Source organism: Acidovorax radicis N35 (assembly GCF_000204195.1).
Lineage (GTDB): Bacteria > Pseudomonadota > Gammaproteobacteria > Burkholderiales > Burkholderiaceae_C > Acidovorax > Acidovorax radicis.
On record NZ_AFBG01000016.1, the window covers coordinates 134,521 to 152,277 of the forward strand.

At 64.5% G+C, this 17,757-nt stretch carries 17 protein-coding genes and 1 tRNA gene; 9 read left to right on the forward strand and 9 right to left on the reverse strand.

The window, feature by feature from the left end; all coding sequences use genetic code 11:
• The first annotated feature begins 1 nt into the window (after window position 1).
• The 5 genes from ARADN35_RS0105450 (at window position 2) to ARADN35_RS0105470 (ending at window position 4,478) form a co-directional block, all read left to right on the forward strand.
• Window positions 2-1,279 carry a heme biosynthesis protein HemY gene (locus ARADN35_RS0105450; protein ID WP_010459862.1) on the forward strand — a complete coding sequence of 426 codons (1,278 nt, stop codon included), beginning with the start codon at window positions 2-4 and terminating at the stop codon, window positions 1,277-1,279.
• Window positions 1,280-1,634: 355 nt separating this feature from the next.
• Window positions 1,635-2,213, forward strand: coding sequence for a cytochrome b (locus tag ARADN35_RS0105455; protein ID WP_010459864.1), 579 nt, complete (start codon window positions 1,635-1,637; stop codon window positions 2,211-2,213).
• Window positions 2,214-2,379: 166 nt separating this feature from the next.
• Window positions 2,380-2,958 (forward strand): YceI family protein, encoded by a 579-nt coding sequence (locus tag ARADN35_RS0105460; RefSeq protein ID WP_010459866.1) that lies wholly within the window; start codon window positions 2,380-2,382, stop codon window positions 2,956-2,958.
• Window positions 2,959-3,054: 96 nt separating this feature from the next.
• Window positions 3,055-3,633, forward strand: a complete 579-nt coding sequence (locus tag ARADN35_RS0105465) for a YceI family protein (RefSeq protein ID WP_010459868.1) — start codon at window positions 3,055-3,057, stop codon at window positions 3,631-3,633.
• Window positions 3,634-3,854: 221 nt separating this feature from the next.
• Entirely contained in the window at window positions 3,855-4,478 is a 624-nt protein-coding gene (locus ARADN35_RS0105470) for a VOC family protein (RefSeq protein WP_010459870.1), read from the forward strand.
• 188 nt (window positions 4,479-4,666) lie between these two features.
• Here ARADN35_RS0105470 and ARADN35_RS0105475 read toward each other — a convergent pair whose 3' ends face one another.
• A complete protein-coding gene (locus tag ARADN35_RS0105475) occupies window positions 4,667-6,526 on the reverse strand; it encodes a M48 family metallopeptidase (protein WP_029413387.1) in 1,860 nt (619 codons plus the stop codon).
• A gap of 383 nt (window positions 6,527-6,909) precedes the next feature.
• On the opposite strand from ARADN35_RS0105475, the gene ARADN35_RS0105480 reads away from it, so the two are divergent.
• Window positions 6,910-9,807 carry a valine--tRNA ligase gene (locus ARADN35_RS0105480; protein WP_010459872.1) on the forward strand — a complete coding sequence of 966 codons (2,898 nt, stop codon included), beginning with the start codon at window positions 6,910-6,912 and terminating at the stop codon, window positions 9,805-9,807.
• 80 nt (window positions 9,808-9,887) lie between these two features.
• A complete protein-coding gene (gene galU / locus ARADN35_RS0105485) occupies window positions 9,888-10,775 on the forward strand; it encodes a UTP--glucose-1-phosphate uridylyltransferase GalU (protein WP_010459873.1) in 888 nt (295 codons plus the stop codon).
• A gap of 95 nt (window positions 10,776-10,870) precedes the next feature.
• On the opposite strand, the gene ARADN35_RS0105490 is transcribed toward galU, so the two are convergent.
• From ARADN35_RS0105490 to cysM, 3 genes are all read right to left on the reverse strand, one after another.
• Window positions 10,871-11,098: a sulfurtransferase TusA family protein gene (locus ARADN35_RS0105490; RefSeq protein ID WP_010459874.1), complete on the reverse strand. Its 228-nt coding sequence runs from the start codon at window positions 11,096-11,098 to the stop codon at window positions 10,871-10,873.
• Between the two features lie 5 nt (window positions 11,099-11,103).
• Window positions 11,104-11,682 carry an NUDIX domain-containing protein gene (locus ARADN35_RS0105495; RefSeq protein ID WP_010459875.1) on the reverse strand — a complete coding sequence of 193 codons (579 nt, stop codon included), beginning with the start codon at window positions 11,680-11,682 and terminating at the stop codon, window positions 11,104-11,106.
• A gap of 98 nt (window positions 11,683-11,780) precedes the next feature.
• On the reverse strand, window positions 11,781-12,683 hold the full coding sequence (cysM, locus tag ARADN35_RS0105500) for a cysteine synthase CysM (RefSeq protein WP_010459876.1): 903 nt from the start codon (window positions 12,681-12,683) through the stop codon (window positions 11,781-11,783).
• A gap of 40 nt (window positions 12,684-12,723) precedes the next feature.
• On the opposite strand from cysM, the gene ARADN35_RS0105505 reads away from it, so the two are divergent.
• Window positions 12,724-12,808, forward strand: a tRNA-Leu gene (locus ARADN35_RS0105505).
• A 237-nt stretch (window positions 12,809-13,045) separates the two neighbouring features.
• Here the strand turns inward: ARADN35_RS0105505 and ARADN35_RS28360 are convergent.
• The 5 genes from ARADN35_RS28360 to ARADN35_RS0105530 form a co-directional block, all read right to left on the reverse strand.
• A complete protein-coding gene (locus ARADN35_RS28360; RefSeq protein ID WP_010459877.1) occupies window positions 13,046-13,255 on the reverse strand; it encodes a hypothetical protein in 210 nt (69 codons plus the stop codon).
• Between the two features lie 202 nt (window positions 13,256-13,457).
• Complete coding sequence (locus tag ARADN35_RS0105515) at window positions 13,458-13,799, reverse strand: DUF1090 family protein (protein ID WP_010459878.1); 342 nt, start codon at window positions 13,797-13,799, stop codon at window positions 13,458-13,460.
• A gap of 165 nt (window positions 13,800-13,964) precedes the next feature.
• Window positions 13,965-14,843 (reverse strand): DUF6279 family lipoprotein, encoded by an 879-nt coding sequence (locus ARADN35_RS0105520; protein WP_010459879.1) that lies wholly within the window; start codon window positions 14,841-14,843, stop codon window positions 13,965-13,967.
• A gap of 186 nt (window positions 14,844-15,029) precedes the next feature.
• Complete coding sequence (locus ARADN35_RS0105525; protein WP_010459881.1) at window positions 15,030-15,245, reverse strand: hypothetical protein; 216 nt, start codon at window positions 15,243-15,245, stop codon at window positions 15,030-15,032.
• An 80-nt stretch (window positions 15,246-15,325) separates the two neighbouring features.
• The gene (locus ARADN35_RS0105530; RefSeq protein WP_010459883.1) at window positions 15,326-16,291 is read right to left on the reverse strand and encodes a LysR family transcriptional regulator; all 966 of its coding nucleotides are present in this window, start codon (window positions 16,289-16,291) and stop codon (window positions 15,326-15,328) included.
• Between the two features lie 183 nt (window positions 16,292-16,474).
• On the opposite strand from ARADN35_RS0105530, the gene ARADN35_RS0105535 reads away from it, so the two are divergent.
• Window positions 16,475-17,671 carry an acyl-CoA dehydrogenase gene (locus tag ARADN35_RS0105535; RefSeq protein ID WP_010459885.1) on the forward strand — a complete coding sequence of 399 codons (1,197 nt, stop codon included), beginning with the start codon at window positions 16,475-16,477 and terminating at the stop codon, window positions 17,669-17,671.
• The last annotated feature ends 86 nt before the right edge of the window (window positions 17,672-17,757 follow it).

The following is a 17,757-nucleotide window of genomic DNA, read 5'->3' on the forward strand; positions in this document are numbered from 1 at the left end:
CATGCGCGCAGCACTCTGGCTTTTGGCATTGTTTGGCGTGGCCGTGGCGGCCGCGCTGTTCGCGGGCAACAACCAGGGCACCGTCACCCTGTACTGGCCGCCCTACCGCATCGACCTGTCGCTGAACATGGTGGTGCTGCTGCTGGTGGGCGGCTTCGTCACCGTCTACGCGGCTCTGCGCGCCCTGGCGGCGCTGCTGGAACTGCCACACCAGGCCCGCCGCTGGCGCGTGCAGCAAAAGGAGCGCACCATGCACGCGGCCTTGCTGGATGCCCTGACCCACATGCTGGGTGGCCGTTTCATCCGCTCGCGCAAGGCGGCGGTGGCCGCGTTGTCACAAGAACACGCACTGGCCAGCGCCGGGGAGGCCGTGCCCCACGGCCGCCAGCTGCGCGCCCTGGCCCACATGATTGCCGCCGAGGCATCGCACGCGCTCCAAGACAGCGCCACGCGCGAAAGCCATCTGCAGGACGCCTTGCAGGAGGCGCCGCTGCGCGGCAGCGTGAACGAGCAGGAAATGCGCGAGGGCGCCCAGATGCGGGCCGCCCGCTGGTCGCTGGACGACCGCGATGCCAGCGCCGCGCTCGACCGCCTTGCGGCCCTGCCGCAGGGCGCCGCACGGCGCACGCTGTCGCTGCGTATCAGGCTCAAAGCCACGCGCCTGGCACGCCAGACGCAGGACGCGCTGGACACCGCGCGCTTGCTGGGCAAGCACCGTGCGTTCTCGCCCGCAGCGGCCCAGAGCATCGTGCGGGGCCTGGCCATCGAACTCATCAACAGCGCGCACGACACCGCACAGCTGCAGCAGACCTGGATGTCGCTGGAGCCCTCAGAGCGCAGCATGCCCGAGCTGGCCATCCACGCCGCGCAGCGGCTGGCCGCCCTGGGCGGCGATGCCACGCAGGTGCGCGCCTGGCTGCTGCCCGTGTGGGACCGCATGGTGGACCTGCCCGACGCCCTGGCCGAACACCATGCGCTGAAGCTGGTCCGCGCGCTGGAGGCGGGGCTGGATGCGCTCGACGCCCCCTGGCTGGCCCGCATCGAATCAGCCCAGCAGGCCAACCCGCGCGACGCCCGCCTGCAGTACCTGGCGGGCATGGCCTGCCTCAAGCGCCAGCTGTGGGGCAAGGCCCACCAGCTCCTCACGCAGGCGGCGCAGCAGCTGGGCGACAGCAGCCTGCGGGCCAGCGCCTGGCGCCACCTTGCAGAACTGGCAGAGAAACGCGGCGACGAAAATGCCGCTGCCGAGGCCTGGAAGAAGGCCGCGCTCAGCCGGTAAACGGCCTTTTGCAGGGGCTGCGCTTTCCGGGTGCCGTTCTTCGCCGCCCAAAGAACATCCCCCGCAGCCTGCCCAGACCGCAACGGTTGGGGCCGCACCCAACCAGGGCATTCCTGGTGCCTTCACCGCCGCCACTCCCCCGCTGATGCGAGCAGGCGCAACTTGCACAGCATTGGGGAACTTTGAGCGCTCAGGCCCTATCAATTCATTTTTTTTGAATTGAAGCATCAATCTGCCTGAAGCCGAATGCGGCGACGGCTTCCTACACTGCCCCATCGCTTGACGGATGTCAGCCCCGAACGGGCTGGCAGGTTCGCCCAGCACCCTGTTTGCCAGACCCTCCCATTCTTTCCCGATGACTGCCACCGCCACCCGCACCGCCGCCGACGCACCGCCCCGCCGCTACACGCGCACCGCCATGCTTTTGCACTGGGTGCTGGGCCTGGCGCTGATCGGGCTGTTTGGCGTGGGCATCTACATGACGGGCCTGCCGTTTTCGCCGCAGCGGCTCAAGCTCTACAACTGGCACAAATGGGCAGGTGTCACCCTCCTCGTGCTGTCGGTGCTGCGCCTGCTGTGGCGCGCCACGCACCGCCCCCCGGCCCTGCCGCCAGCCATCGAAAAGGCCATGCCGGGCTGGCAAAAGCTGGCGCACCACGCCACGCACGGGCTGCTCTATGCGCTGTTTTTTGCCGTGCCACTGATTGGCTGGGCCTACAGCTCGGCCGCCGGTTTCCCCATCGTGTTCCTGGGCCTGTGGCAGCTGCCCGACTTCGTACCCGTGAGCAAGGAACTGGCCGAGGCCATCAAACCCTGGCACCAGATCACCGCGTTTGCGATGGCGGGCCTGGTGGTGCTGCACATCGCGGGCGCGCTCAAGCACCAGATCGTGGACCGCGACGGCCTGCTCTCGCGGATGCTGCCTGGTAGATGAGGCACCCCCTGAACCGCTTCGCGTCCTCCCCTTCTCCTGCGGGAGGGGGACGCACCCGGTGGCCCGGCAAAGCTGGCCTCACGGATGCACTGGCGGATGCGCGCCCTGTCCTACACAAGCCGACCGCCCCACCTTCTCTTTTCTGTCTTTTGAACGGAGTTTTCGAATGAACCTGTCTTCTTCCACCCTGTCCCGCCTCGTGCTGGGCGCCGCCCTTGCCATGGGCGCCCAGGCCGCCATGGCCCAACAGCAGCTGGTGCCCGCCCAAAGCGAAGTGCAGTTCACCGCGCGCCAGATGGGTGTGCCGCTGGACGGCCACTTCAAGACGTTCAGCGCCCAGGTGGCGTTTGACCCGGCCAAGCTGGCAACCAGCAAGATCGCGCTCACGGTCGATACCGGCAGCGCCACGCTGGGATCGCGCGAGACCGATGCCGAGCTGCCCAAGCCCACCTGGTTCAACGTGCCCAAGTTTCCGCAGGCGCAGTTCGAATCGTCCAGCATCAAGGCGCTGGGCGGCGGCAAGTTTGAAGTGGCTGGCAAGCTCACCATCAAGGGCAACGCGCAGAACGTGACCGTGCCCGTGGCCCTCGTCCAGAGCGGCGCCACCACCACGGCCACCGGCACGCTGCCCATCAAGCGCCTGGCGTTCAAGATCGGCGAGAACGAGTGGGCCGATACCTCGATGGTGGCCGACGACGTGACGGTCAAGTTCAAGCTCGCGCTGACTGGGGTGGCCAAGCTCTAGCACCCGAGTCCCCGCCCACCAGCGTTTCATTCGTTTTTGTTTTCGGTTTCGTTCCGCGTTTTTTCCTCTGTCGTCTCTATTCAGGAGTATTCACCCATGCGCAAGCCCCTGTTCTCCCTGCTCGCCGTGGCCGCTGCCACCGCAATGACCGCCGGTGCCGCCCAGGCCGCCAACTACGCCATCGACCCCACACACACCTTTGTGACGTTCGAGATTGGCCACTTCGGTGCCACCACCAACCGCGCCCGCTTCGACAAGAAGCAAGGCACGGTGGAATTTGACCGCGCAGCCAAGAATGGCAAGGTGGACATCACCATCGACACCACTTCGGTGAACTCGGGCACGCCTCCCTTTGACAAGCACCTGCAAAGCGCCGACCTGTTCGATGCCGCCAAGCACCCCACCATCAAGTTCGTGTCCGACAAGTTCAGCTTCAACGGCGACAAGGTCAGCGAAGTGACCGGCCAGCTCACGCTGCTGGGCAAGACCGCCCCCGTGACGCTGAAGGCCACGCAGTTCAACTGCTACGACAGCCCCATGCTCAAGCGCGAAGTGTGCGGCGGCGACTTTGAAACGACCATCGACCGCACCCAGTGGGGCATGAACTACGGCGTGGAATGGGGCTTCCCCAAGAACGTACGCCTGGTGGTGCAGATCGAAGCCGTGAAGCAGTAAAGCCGCACAGCGCAAAGGCAGCAGGGGATGCGCGACGCCCCCTGCCCCTCAGTGCAAGAACAAGAAGCCACCCGCAGCAGCGATGCTGCAGGTGGCTTTTTCTTTGGCAGTCCGTTGCGTCCCCTGCGGATGCAGCGCATGCCACAGGTCAGCTAAAAATTAACTTAACGTAAATCAATTACGAATAGTAGAATTGCAAAACCAATTCGAGGAGACTCTGCATGAACGCTGTCCTGAAGAACCCTGACCTGGCCACGCTTCCCCCGCCGGCCGCCATCCAGCAGTTGCACCACTACGCCTACAAGGCGCGTGACGCCGAGGAAACGCGCCAGTTCTACGAGGACATCCTGGGCCTGCCGCTGTACCACATCATCCAGAGCGACTACGTGCCCAGCACGGGTGAATACTGCCCTTACACGCACTTCTTCTTTCGCCTGCGGGACGGCTCGTTCATCGCCTTCTTCGACCTGGGCGACGACGTGAAGGCCGAGCCTTCGCCCAACACGCCGCTGTGGGTCAACCACATTGCTTTCCGGGTGGACACCGTGCAAGAGCTGGAGAACACCAAGAAGCGCCTGGAGGCCCACGGCATCGAGGTGCTGGGTGTGACGGACCACCACATCTTCCACAGCATCTATTTCTTCGACCCGAACGGCATCCGGCTCGAACTGTCGGCCCAGCTGGCGGACGAAGCACAGATGGCCAAGGACAGCACCGTGGCCCACGCCCGCCTGAACGAGTGGACGGCGCGCAAGCAGCAGTGGCGCAAGGAGCGCGCCGAAGGCAAGGCGGTAGAGCCGCTCAAGCCGCAGCAGAATGATCGGCCGGAGTTTGCGCAGCCGTAAGAACCTGCGTCGGGGGCCACGCGGTTCCCGGCAAAGAGGCTGGCGTGAAATTGTCGGGCGCCAATCCGCCAAAGAATTGAACAAAAATAGCCACCAGCGCTTTTCTGTATTGATTTTTTAGCTATCAATACAGAAGCAGCCTCACCCCCAGACGCAGGGGAGATGGCCAGGCAACTCTGCCGTGCGGATCATGCTTCCTGTTGCTGTTGTGCCCGCATGATCTGGTGGCGCTGCCAGTAGTGGCCCACCGTGGCGTTGAAGGAGTCTTTTTCCTTCTTCAGGCCAGCCAGTTTGATCTTGCTGGTCTTGGCTCCCAGGCCCAGGGCATTTTTCTCGGGGTGGGTCACGATCAACGCGTTGCCAAAGCTGCTCTCTTTGTATTCGAGCGCCTTCACCGCATCCCAGAACACGGTGGTCTCATCGGCGCTCGTGCGGATGCCCTCGATGCTGACCTCTACGGTGTTGTCCCCCTTGAGCGCAAACACCACGGGTGGAAAGTAGCGCAGCACCAGTGCGCGCTCTTCATCGGTGGCGGGCTCGTAGCGGTAGGCAAGGCTGCGCTCGTGGTCTTGCGCGAACTGCTGCTCGTAGTCGCTCCACAGGCGCTGCTCGATCGCATCGGCCGTCAGGATCTCCTGCACCCAGGTGGCGGCAGGCGCACGCACGGCGATGGCGCCGTAGTCCTGCTCTTTCAACGCCATGCCCACGTTGCGCAGGCGCTCTGGCATCGCAGGGTGCGTGTCAAAGGGGTGCGGCACATTGGCCGTTTTCATGGCGTCCAGAAAATCATCGGAGGCCGCATAGGGTGCCAGCCCCTGTGCCACAAAGCGGGCGATGCCCAGCGTGGTGTCGTCGTGCCGCTCATTGCGGCCAAACAGCTCGGTCTCGATCTTGTAGCGGTACTGCGCGTAGGCGGCGATCTTCACCAGCGACTGCGCAATGGCCGCAGGCGAAATGAGCTTGGCGGCCAGCCGGTCGGCCTTGAACTCACGCTCGCGGCTGTCGCGCGCCAGCGCGATCTCAAAGATCATCCGATACAGGTCCAGCAGCGGCGAGACCATGACCGTGAGCCCGCCCGTGCGCATGGCGTGCCGGTAGTGGTCGTACTGCACGAGCTTGGGGCCCAGCCGGGCGCTGCTCTGGGTATCGCCGCCACGCAGGTGGGCCAGCTCATGGCCAAACACAGCATCGGCTTCGGCCTGGTCCAGGATGCGCAGCAGGGGCAAGCTGACAAACAGCGTGCGGCCTGTGAGCGTCTGGTTGCCCACTGTGAGCGGCGCCTCTGTCACGAAAAAATTGGCGTCGATGCCGGCCACGATGTGCTGGGGCGGCTCGGTCTTGAGGCGCTGGGCCATGTGGCGGATGCGCTTCCACAGCAGGGGTGCATCGTCTTCGGACACCAGCTCGCCCACGGCCTGGTTGCTGGACTCCACCCGTTTGAAGATGCCCCTCACCGCCACCAGCACGCCCGCCAACACCACAAAACCCACGAGAAGCACCAGCTTGGGCGAATACTTGTGAAAGAAGAATGCCGTCACCCAGAACGACAGCCACACTGCCATCGCCCCTTGCACCAGCAGCGCGGCGGCGCTGGCATAGGTGGTCAAGCGCCAGCCGGTCACAAAGCTGGTGTACTGCAGCGTGCGGTCGGTAAAGGCCAGTGCACCCAGGCCCAGCACGGCCAGCAGCAGCACGCCGCCGGCCACCAGGGTCCAGAACGACACCAGGCGTGCCATGTGGAACTGCCACACGTCGGAGTAGCGCTCGCACAGGGCTTCGCGGTAGTCCTGCGCCTCGGGCAAGGTGTTGTCGCAAATGGTGGAGGGTGGGTTGCTGCGGTAGTAGTCCTTGCGCGCCTGCTTCTCGGCGGGAGGCATGCCCTTTTCGGCGTCGATGCGCTGGCTGATCCCGGCCACAAAACTCGCGTCCTGGTCGTGCTGGGCGTAGAGGGTGAACCCATAGGTCACCGCCGGGATGAGGAAAAGCGCCAGCAGCGCATAGACAAAGACCTTGGCCAGGCCCACGCGAAGTGCGGATTGAAGATTCATGAATGGGACCGATTGGTTGTATGTTTCATGACTTGCGCAAAACAAGGCTCAGGCAAGCGGTTCACCCCAACGCGAGGTGGCTGTTGCATCCCGATTTGCGGAAGTCTTATGTTTTTTGACCCGGATAAACGCATGGAGCCACGCCCCTCCTCTCCAGGGGCTCTCTCTCGCTCCACCGGGCGGGATTATCAAGACGCCACAGCGGGCCGGTCCAGCGACAAGGTAACAATTGGCGAGAAATGCCCGACAGGCGGGATGTGGGTGGGATGCGAGCGCGAGGGGAAGAACGTCTAACGCCGGTCGGCACTCCCGTAAAATGCCTGGTCCACCCTCTTGACCGTTGAGGCGCGCCCCGTGCCTGCCTCCACCTTCTGCCAAACCCCATGAGCACGCCCCAAGCACAACCCGGCCTCGACAGCCTGTCCAAGTCTTTTGAACCCGCCGCCCTGGAAGCCCACTGGGGCCCCGAATGGGAACGCCGTGGCTATGGCGTCGCGGGTTTCCGGGGCACCGGCGCCGCCCAGGCGGGCGAACCGGCGTTCTCCATCCAGCTGCCGCCGCCCAACGTGACAGGCACGCTGCACATGGGCCATGCGTTCAACCAGACGATCATGGACAGCCTGACGCGCTACCACCGCATGCGCGGCTTCAACACGGTGTGGGTGCCGGGCACCGACCACGCAGGCATCGCCACGCAGATCGTGGTCGAGCGCCAGTTGCAGGAACAAGGCATCAGCCGCTACGACATGGGCCCGACCCCGCCCGAGGCACGCAAGAACTTTGTGAGCAAGGTGTGGGAGTGGAAAGAAAAGTCCGGCAACACCATCACCACGCAGATGCGCCGCATGGGCGACAGCGTGGACTGGAGCCGTGAATACTTCACCATGGACGACAAGCTCTCCACGGTGGTGACCGACACTTTCGTGAAGCTGTACGAGCAGGGCCTGATCTACCGCGGCAAGCGCCTGGTGAACTGGGACCCGAAGCTGCAGTCCGCCGTGTCCGACCTGGAAGTCGAGAGCGAAGAAAAAGACGGCTCGCTGTGGCACATTGCCTACCCCCTGGCCGATGGCTCGGGCAGCCTCACGGTGGCCACCACCCGCCCCGAGACCATGCTGGGCGACGTGGCCCTGATGGTGCACCCTGAAGACGCACGCTACACCCACCTCATCGGCAAGATGGTGAACCTGCCGCTGTGCGACCGCCAAATTCCGGTGATCGCCGACGAGTACGTGGACAAGGAATTCGGCACGGGCGTGGTGAAGGTCACCCCCGCGCACGACCAGAACGACTACGCCGTGGGCCAGCGCCACAAGCTGCCGATGATCGTGGTGCTGACGCTGCAGGCCACCATCAACGAGAACGCTCCCGCCAAGTACCAGGGCATGGACCGCTTCGTGGCCCGCAAGGCCGTGGTGGCCGACCTGGAAGCCATCGGCGCGCTGGTCGAGGTGAAGAAGCACAAGCTCATGGTGCCGATCTGCACCCGCACCGGCCAGGTGATCGAGCCCATGCTGACCGACCAGTGGTTCGTGGCCATGAGCAAGGTGAGCGACCAGGACCCCACGGGCAAGAGCATTGCGCAAAAGGCCATCGACGCGGTGGCCACGGGCGAGGTGACGTTTGTGCCCGAGAACTGGGTGAACACCTACAACCAGTGGATGAACAACATCCAGGACTGGTGCATCAGCCGCCAGCTGTGGTGGGGCCACCAGATCCCGGCGTGGTACGACGAAGACGGCAACGTGATCGTGGCCCGCACGGAAGCCGAGGCCCAGGCCAAGGCGCCCGGCAAGACGCTGCGCCGCGATGAAGACGTGCTCGACACCTGGTACTCGTCGGCCCTCGTGCCCTTCAGCACCATGGGCTGGCCTGAACAAGGCGACGCGCCCACCGACGACTTCAACCTGTACCTGCCCAGCACCGTGCTGGTGACGGGCTACGACATCATCTTCTTCTGGGTGGCCCGGATGATCATGATGACCACGCACTTCACCGGCCGCGTGCCGTTCAAGCACGTGTACATCCACGGCCTGGTGCGCGACGCGCAGGGCAAGAAGATGAGCAAGTCCGAAGGCAACGTGCTCGACCCGGTGGATCTGATCGACGGCATCTCGCTGGAGCCGCTGCTGGACAAGCGCACCACCGGCCTGCGCAAGCCCGAGACCGCACCCACCGTACGCAAGAACACGCAGAAGGAATTCCCCGAGGGAATCCCGGCCTACGGCGCCGATGCGCTGCGCTTTACCTTTGCGGCGCTGGCCAGCCTGGGCCGCAGCATCAACTTCGACAGCAAGCGCTGCGAGGGCTACCGCAACTTCTGCAACAAGCTCTGGAACGCCAGCCGCTTTGTGCTGATGAACTGCGAAGGCCAGGACTGCGGCTTGAAGGAGCACACCAAGGAAGAGTGCCAGCCCGGCGGCCCTGCCCACGGCTACATGCACTTCAGCCAGGCCGACCGCTGGATCTCGTCGCTGCTGCAAAAGACCGAGGCCGAAGTGGCCAAGGGCTTTGCCGAGTACCGCCTGGACAACGTGGCCAACACGATCTACGACTTTGTCTGGAACGAGTACTGCGACTGGTACCTGGAAATCGCCAAGGTGCAGATCCAGAACGGCACCGAGGCCGAGCAGCGCGCCACGCGCCGCACGCTGATCCGCACACTGGAAGCCATCCTGCGCCTGGCCCACCCGATCATTCCGTTCATCACCGAAGCGCTGTGGCAGACGGTGGCGCCGGTGGCAGGCATCCCTGGCGAGTCGGTCAGCATTGCCCGCTACCCCGAAGCCCAAGCCGCCAAGATCGACGAGGCTTCCATCGCCCACATGGGCCGTGTGAAGGGTCTTGTGGACGCCTGCCGCGCGCTGCGCGGCGAGATGAATGTCTCGCCCTCCACCCGTCTGCCGCTGTACACCGTGGGCGACACCGACTTCATGCGCGGCGTGGCACCCGTGCTGCAGGCCTTGGCCAAGCTCAGCGAAGTCAAGGTGTTTGACGACGAAACAGCCTGGGCCGCCGCCGCCCAGGCCGCGCCCGTGGCCGTGGTGGGAGAAGCCCGCATGTGCCTGTACATGGAAATCGACGAAGTGGCCGAGAAGGCCCGCCTGTCCAAGGAAATCGCCCGCATCGACGGCGAGATCACCAAGGCCAACAACAAGCTCTCCAACGAAGCGTTCGTGGCCAAGGCCCCCCCTGCCGTGATCGACCAGGAAAAGAAGCGCATCGCCGACTTTGGCGCCACGCTGGCCCGCCTGCGCGACCAGCTGGCACGCCTGGGCTGAACGGCCGGGCAGCCTCTGGCCTGACACTTGCATATCCAAGACGACCACAACACCCCGACCCCCCGCCTTCAAGGAGCCCCATGACTGTTGCCACCACCGTCCGCAAAGCCGTTTTCCCCGTCGCTGGCCTGGGCACCCGTTTTCTGCCCGCCACCAAGGCGTCTCCAAAGGAAATGCTGCCCGTGGTCGACAAGCCGCTGATCCAGTACGCCGTGGAAGAGGCTTACGCCGCAGGTATCCGCCACATGATCTTCGTGACCGGCCGCAGCAAGCGCGCCATCGAAGACCATTTCGACACGGCGTATGAGCTGGAGGCCGAACTCGAAGCCGCCGGCAAGAAGGAACTGCTGGCGCTGGTGCGCTCCATCCAGCCCGACGACATGGACTGCGCGTTCGTGCGCCAGCCCCGCTCGCTGGGCCTGGGCCACGCCGTGTTGTGCGCCGAGCCGCTGGTGGGCAAGGAGCCCTTTGCCGTGCTGCTGGCCGACGACCTGATGGTGGGCCCCCAGGGCGGCCAGCCCGTGCTGGCCCAGATGGCCACCGCCTTCCGCCAGCAAGGCCGCTCGGTCATCGCCGTGCAGGAAGTGCCGGAAGACCAGGTCCACAAATACGGCATCGTGGCCGGCGAGCCCGCTGGCGGCCCGCTGATCCGCATCGAGCGCATCGTCGAGAAGCCCAAGGCCGATGTCGCCCCATCCCGCATGGGCGTGGCCGGCCGCTACATCCTCACACCCGGCGTGTTCGACGAGATCCGCAACCAGCCGCGCGGCGTGGGCGGCGAAATCCAGCTCACCGACGGCATCGCCCGCCTGATGCAGCACGAAGCCGTGTACGCCTTTCAATACGAAGGCAAGCGCTACGACTGCGGCAGCAAGGAAGGGTTTCTGGAAGCGACGGTGGAGCTGGCTTTGCAACACCCGCAGGTGGGCGCGCAGTTCCGGGAATATCTGAAGACCTTGGCGCTGTAAGCCACAGTCCGAAATCACATTGGAAGCGCCTCAAACGCTTCCAAATTAATAGCTTCCAGCGCTTATCCAGAAAGCGCTGGCAGCTATTTTTACATCTAACGACGGCGCAGGATGTGGATGTATTCCTCGCCCACCGTCTGCTGCTCCACCAGCTCGTTGCCCGTCTGCTTGGCAAACGCCTGAAAATCCCGCAGCGACCCGCCATCGGTGGCCACCACCTTCAGCAACTGGCCGCTGGCCATGTCGGACAGCGCCTTCTTGGCCTTGAGGATGGGCAAGGGGCAGTTCAGGCCCCGGGTGTCGATTTCTTTGTGAATGTCCATGGTCGTCAATCCTTTGGCTGCTGCGGTGGTTGGTCGTCCAGGCCACGCCGCCGTTCTGCATTTTCTTCGGCGGTAAAAAACACGGGCTCATGCCCCCGCGTGCGCAACCAGTCCGCCAGCGCGTAGCCCGTGCCCGCAGGCCAGCATTTGAGGTCCGCCAGATCGTACAGCCGGTAGTCCACCAGCTCGGGCGACAGCTGGACCCGCCCCGTGGCCACCACATGGTAGGCAATGATGATCTGGTTCATGCGCAGGAACTCGTAGGCCCCCACGAGCGATGTGGACTGCACATCGAGGTTGGTTTCTTCCTTCACCTCACGCGCAATGCCCTCCTGGGGCGACTCGCCCGCCTCCATGAAGCCGGTGATCAGCGCAAACATCTTGCCCGGCCAGGCCGCGTTGCGCGCCAACAGCACCTTGCCGTCGATCTCCACGATGGCGGCCAGCACGGGCGTGGGGTTGTTCCAGTGCGTCCAGCCGCAGGCGGGGCAGCGCAGCCGCTCCTTGTCGCCCCCATCTTCGGCCAGGGTGATCGGCTGCAGCGCGGTACCGCAGTGGGTGCAGTGGCGGACTTCGTAGTGCATGGTAATACTATTATTTTTATAGCTTCTAGCGCATACCCTTCAAGCGCTAGCAGCCAATTTGATTCAAATTCTCGAACCCGGCAGCCGGTGGCAACCCGTCACGCCGGAAACACGCCGGTAGACAAGTAACGGTCGCCCCGGTCGCACACCACAAACACGATGGTGGCATTGCTGTCGCGCGCGGCAATCTGCTGCGCCACCCAGCACGCGCCTGCGGCCGAGATGCCTGCAAAGATGCCCTCTTCGCGCGCGAGACGGCGGCACATGTCTTCGGCGCTGTCCTGGTTCACGTACACCAGCTCATCCACCGTGCTCGGGTCATAGATCTTGGGCAGGTACTCTTGCGGCCACTTGCGGATGCCCGGAATGCGCGAACCCTCTTCGGGCTGCGCGCCGATGATCTGGATGGCCGGGTTCTTCTCCTTGAGGAACCGCGACACCCCCGTGATCGTGCCCGTGGTGCCCATCGCGCTCACAAAATGGGTGATGCGCCCGCCGGTCTGCTCCCAGATCTCGGGGCCGGTGGTCTCGTAGTGGATGCGCGGGTTGTCGGGGTTGGCGAACTGGTCCAGCACCTTGCCTTCGCCGCGCTTTTGCATGGCCTCGGCCAGGTCGCGTGCATGCTCCATGCCACCGCTCTTGGGCGTGAGCACCAGCTCTGCGCCAAAGGCCTTCATGGTTTGCGCGCGCTCGATGGAAAGGTCTTCAGGCATCACCAGCACCATGCGGTAGCCCTTGATGGCCGCCGCCATCGCCAGCGCAATGCCGGTGTTGCCCGACGTGGCTTCGATGAGCGTGTCGCCGGGCCGGATGTCGCCCCGCTCCTCCGCGCGCCGGATCATCGACAGCGCGGGCCTGTCCTTGACCGAACCTGCCGGATTGTTGCCCTCCAGCTTGCCCAACACCACATTGCCCCGCGCCGTGTTGTCCTGGGCCCCAATGCGCTGCAGCGCCACCAGCGGTGTGTTACCAACCGCGTCTTCAATCGTCGGATATTTCATGCGCCCTACTGTGCCATAATTTGGGGCTTCACGAATTCCAGCCCGGGTGGTGAAATTGGTAGACGCAGGGGACTCAAAATCCCCCGCCGCAAGGCGTGCCGGTTCGATTCCGGCCCCGGGCACCACGAACAAGTCCGTAAGAGCGCAGGCTCTTGCGGACTTTTTTTTGCGCCTTTGAAATCAGCACCTTAGCTGTCCGTGCCCGCCAAGACCCATCCACCCCCGTCCGGAATTTTTGGGGGCATATCTGGGGGCACATTTTCAAAAAAAAGGGGGCACATTGATATGTTCCCGGTGCCCACAGCCGGTACCTCTACGATACCGATCGCCTTGTCGTGGCAGATGCCATCGCCGTGCCCCGCTCAATCCTTGAGAACCACCCCCAGGGCAGCGAGCTTTTCCGCATACGAATCCCTGCGCTTCGCTGCTTTGGCCGCCGTATCGACAGCCGCCTGAATGGCTTTTGGGCCCTTGGCGCCCACAGCCTTGATGAGGCCCTGCTTGTGGGCGGCGTCTGCCTGCGCCCTTTTGAAAGTGGCGATCAGCTCGGCATGGGCAACAGGTTGATTCACAGGGGATTTCCATTTTCTAAAGCGCCATTTTCAGCGCATTTTTTGGGGATCTGCGAGGCCGATGGCCACCGGCACACAGAATCCAACAAGCCCCTGCCCCGGGTTCATTTTTACGCCCGCAATCTGGCGTAGAAATCTCTCAGCCCCCAGCGTGGCGCCGAGCCTGTAGGCCGTGGCACGGCTCCTGCAGTCCACTCGCCGTTCAGCGGTTTGCCTCGCTTCTCAACTTGCGCAACTGCTCCTCGGCAGCTTCAAGCTCTGCCCGGAGCGCCCGGACTTCCTTCTCCAGCCTTTCAATATTCGCCGCGCGGCCCGGGTCGACCGCGAGCGGCTGACAGCTCGCTTGCAGCGCCGCCAGTTGGTCCGCCAGTTGCCGGCGTAGCAGCATCTGTCCCTTGGACCGGGCGACTTCCATGCGTTTTTCGACGTCGGCCTTTTCTGCAGTGCACGCAGTGTGGTTCTCCACCGGATTCGCGGGCTGTGCGATGGCGGAACCTGTCACGGTTATCGCGATGACCAACGTGCAACAACCGCTGAAATGCATACAAGTAAGTACCTGAGGGAATGAGGGCTGAGCATGACAGCAATTCGAGCTGGCGACCGAGATGCGGAGCGCGAGAATTTTCAGGCGTCACAGGAGCCCCCAGAACAAGGCCACGCCGCTTCAGCGGCAGTGCAGCCTCTTGTTTGTCTTTCTATCCTCCAGCGCTCACTGCGCCGCCAGCACCAGAAAGTCCTGCTCATACCCCTTCACCGAATGCACTGCCTTCAACCGCTGCCCTGCCGTCATCGCGTTGTGCACGCGCGAATAGCCTTCGCAACCTTCTTCCACCAGCGTCTGTGCATAGCGCTGGTAGGCCGCGTCGGGCGATGCATTGAAGCGGGCGAGGTAGCCACGCAGCAGGCTGCGGGCCTGGTCGGTGTTGGTGCGGTCTTCGGCGATTTTCTGCAGCACCTGAACCAGGTCTTTCTGGCGGCGCAGGCGTTCGGTATAGGTGCGTTGCGGGTCAAACGATGACTGGGCGACAAAAGCGCGCAGTGCAGCTTTTTGCGGCTCGTCCAGGGTTCCGTAAAAGGTTTCTGCGCGTGACAGGAGCTGTTTGAAGCGCTGTTCACGCAGCTTTTCGGGGGTCACGTCGACCCATTCCTTTTTCCAGTCGGCATTGCTGCTGGCCTGTTTCTTTTGCAGGTTGCGGACCTGGGCATCGGTGAGCTGGGCGGCCAGCCACACCAGCTTGGGTTCGGCCTGGGTGACCACCTTGTCGATCTGGGAACGTACATCGTCATAGGTGCGGCAGGCCTGGTCGGGCGATATGGCGGACGGTAGTTGTTGCTGCACTTTCTGCAGCAGCTCGGCATGCCGGGGCAGCATGGTGTCGCGGTGCCATTGGTGCAGGTCGCCCAATTCGTCGCGCACGCGCTCGGTTTGGGTTTCTGAGAGATCGAGGTAGCTGTTCAGCTGCCAGTAGGCCAGTTGCGGCACCTGGTTGTAGGCCAGCTTGACGGCACTGCAGCCTTGCATCAGCAGGCCACATGCCGCCAGGGTGGCAACACACAGTGCTTTGCGAATGGGGGACGGTGCGCGCACAGAAGCTCCTCGTGAATGAAGGACGGCAAGAGAGGCAGGATAGGGCCAACGCGGCGCGGGGAAATTTGCGGGGCGCAATACCCCGGCGGCTGCGCGAGGATTGACCGCAGCCCCGGCGCTAAAAGTGGCCTGCGCGGGCGCCTTGCCGTCAGTGGCGCTCTGTGGCGCTCTGTGGCGCCGTAGAGGCTAGTTGTCCTGTCGGCGGATCAGTTGCCGGCCGCTGGCCGTGATGGCCAGCTCGCCGCCGGAACCCTTGGTGATGAAGCCCCACTCCAGCAGGCGACCGGACACATGGTCCTTGATGGCATGGGGCAGCGTGATGACTTGGCCCATTTCGAGTTGTTTCAGGGTCTCGATCTCGTCCACGGTGGGGTCGAAATGCGGGGCATGGTAGGTGGTCATGGGGTCACTCCCGGGTCGGTATGTGCAGACAGACTCCAGCGCCACCAGATTAGTTCAGCCCCTGGGCGGATGCAAGCGCGTCATCCCTTGCCGTCTGCCCCGGCTACCGGCAGCGCACCCCCTGCCGCCGCGGCCATGCCCTGCAGCCACTGCGCAAACGCCGCCAGCACGGGCGGCTGCGCTTGCGCGGGGCTGATGAGGTAGTAGGCGCGCTCGCCCCGCAGCGGGCGGTTGCAGGCGACCACCAGCTCGCCGCTGGCCAGTTCGGCCTCGATCAACAAAGGCGGCATCAGCGCCACACCCATGCCGTGCGTGGCCGCCACGGCCAGCATGGAGAACAGCTCGTAGCGCGGGCCATCGAGCGCGTGGGGTGCCTGGACCTCCATCGCGTCGAACCACTGCCGCCAGCCGTAGGGGCGCGTGCTTTGCTGGAGCAGGGGCAGGTCGGCCAACGCCTCAGCGGCCACGGGCTGGTGGGCGCGGCCCCGGCCCCGGGGCGCGGCGGATTCGAGCAGGCGGGGGCTGCACACGGGCACCACGTCTTCGTGCATCAGCAGCAGGGCCTGCACGCCGGGCCAGTTGGCCACCTGCTCGGGCGTGCCCGCGTACAGCGCGGCATCGAAGGTGGTGTCGGCAAACAAGAAAGGGCGTGTCTGCGTGTCGATGTGCACCACGATGTCGGGGTGCTGCTGCGCCAGCTGCGGCAGGCGCGGGATGAGCCAGCGGGTGGCAAAGGTGGGCACTGCCGCCAGGGTGATCGTGCCGCCCTCGCCCTGGTGCGCCATCACATCGAGCGTGTCACGCTCCAGCCCCTGCAGCCAGCGTGCCACCTGGCGGCCGTAATGCGCGCCGGCGGGCGTCAGCACCACGCCGTGGCGCGTGCGGCGAAAGAGCTGCACGCCCAGGAATTCCTCCAGCGCCTGGATCTGGCGCGAGACAGCGCTTTGCGTGAGCGAAAGTTCCTGCGCGGCGCGGGTGTAGCTTTCGTGGCGGGCGGCGACTTCAAAGCATGCCAGGGCCTGGGTCGATGGGATGTTGCGGCGCATGATGAAGAGGAACTTGAAGTGGGCCAGTCACGCTGTGGCGTATCTGGCAGCAAGTATTCCATACATTCCCAAAACGCATGTCTGAATGAAAAGAACTCGCTTGCCGCCTGCGGGGTCGAGGCCTACGATGCGCTCCAGATCACTTTCTTTCCCCACCCTTTCTTTCGACCTGGAGACACACACATGGCCCACGCCGCTTTTCAATGGGATGACCCTTTCCTCCTGAGCCAGCAACTGACCGACGACGAGCGCGCCATCCAGGCCGCCGCCGCCGCCTACTGCCAGGACAAGCTGGCGCCCCGCGTGCTGGACGCCTTCCGCCACGAAAAGATGGACGTGAGCATCTTCCGCGAGATGGGCGAAGTGGGCCTCTTGGGCCCCACCATCCCCGAGCAGTACGGTGGCCCCGGCCTGTCGTACGTGGCCTATGGCCTGATCGCCCGCGAGGTGGAACGCGTGGATTCGGGCTACCGCTCCATGGCCAGCGTGCAGTCGTCGCTGGTGATGGTGCCCATCCATGAGTTCGGCACCGAAGCGCAAAAACAGAAGTACCTGCCCAAGCTCGCCAGCGGCGAGTGGATTGGCTGCTTCGGCCTGACCGAGCCCGACCATGGCTCCGACCCCGGCAGCATGGCCACGCGCGCCTACAAGGTCGATGGCGGCTACAAGCTCAAGGGCAGCAAGATGTGGATCACCAACAGCCCCGTGGCCGATGTGTTCGTGGTGTGGGCCAAGGAAGTCTCCGAAGGCGGCGCCGTGGGCCCCATCCGCGGCTTTGTGCTGGACAAGGGCATGAAGGGCCTGACAGCCCCCGCCATCCACGGCAAGGTGGGCCTGCGCGCATCGATCACCGGCGAGATCGTGATGGACGACGTGTTCGTGCCTGAAGAAAACGCCTTCCCCGAAGTGCAGGGCCTGAAGGGCCCCTTCACCTGCCTGAACAGCGCGCGCTACGGCATCGCCTGGGGCGCGCTGGGTGCGGCCGAGTTCTGCTGGCACACCGCCCGCCAGTACACGCTGGACCGCAAGCAGTTCGGCCGCCCCCTGGCTGCCAACCAGCTCATCCAGAAGAAGCTGGCCGACATGCAGACCGAGATCGCCATCGGCCTGCAGGCCTGCCTGCAGTTCGGCCGCATGAAGGACGCGGGCACGGCCAGTGTGGAAGGCACCTCCATCATCAAGCGCAACAGCTGCGGCAAGGCCCTGGACATCGCCCGCCTGGCGCGCGACATGATGGGCGGCAATGGCATCAGCGACGAGTTCGGCGTGGCGCGCCACCTGGTGAACCTGGAAGTGGTGAACACGTATGAAGGCACGCACGATGTGCATGCACTGATCCTCGGCCGCGCGCAGACGGGCATTGCGGCGTTCGCCAACTGAGCGCCCGCATCACTCCCCTCTCCCCTCGCGGGAGAGGGGCCGGGGGAGAGGGGGTTGCGGCGTGTGCGTTGTGCCGGTGCTCCCCC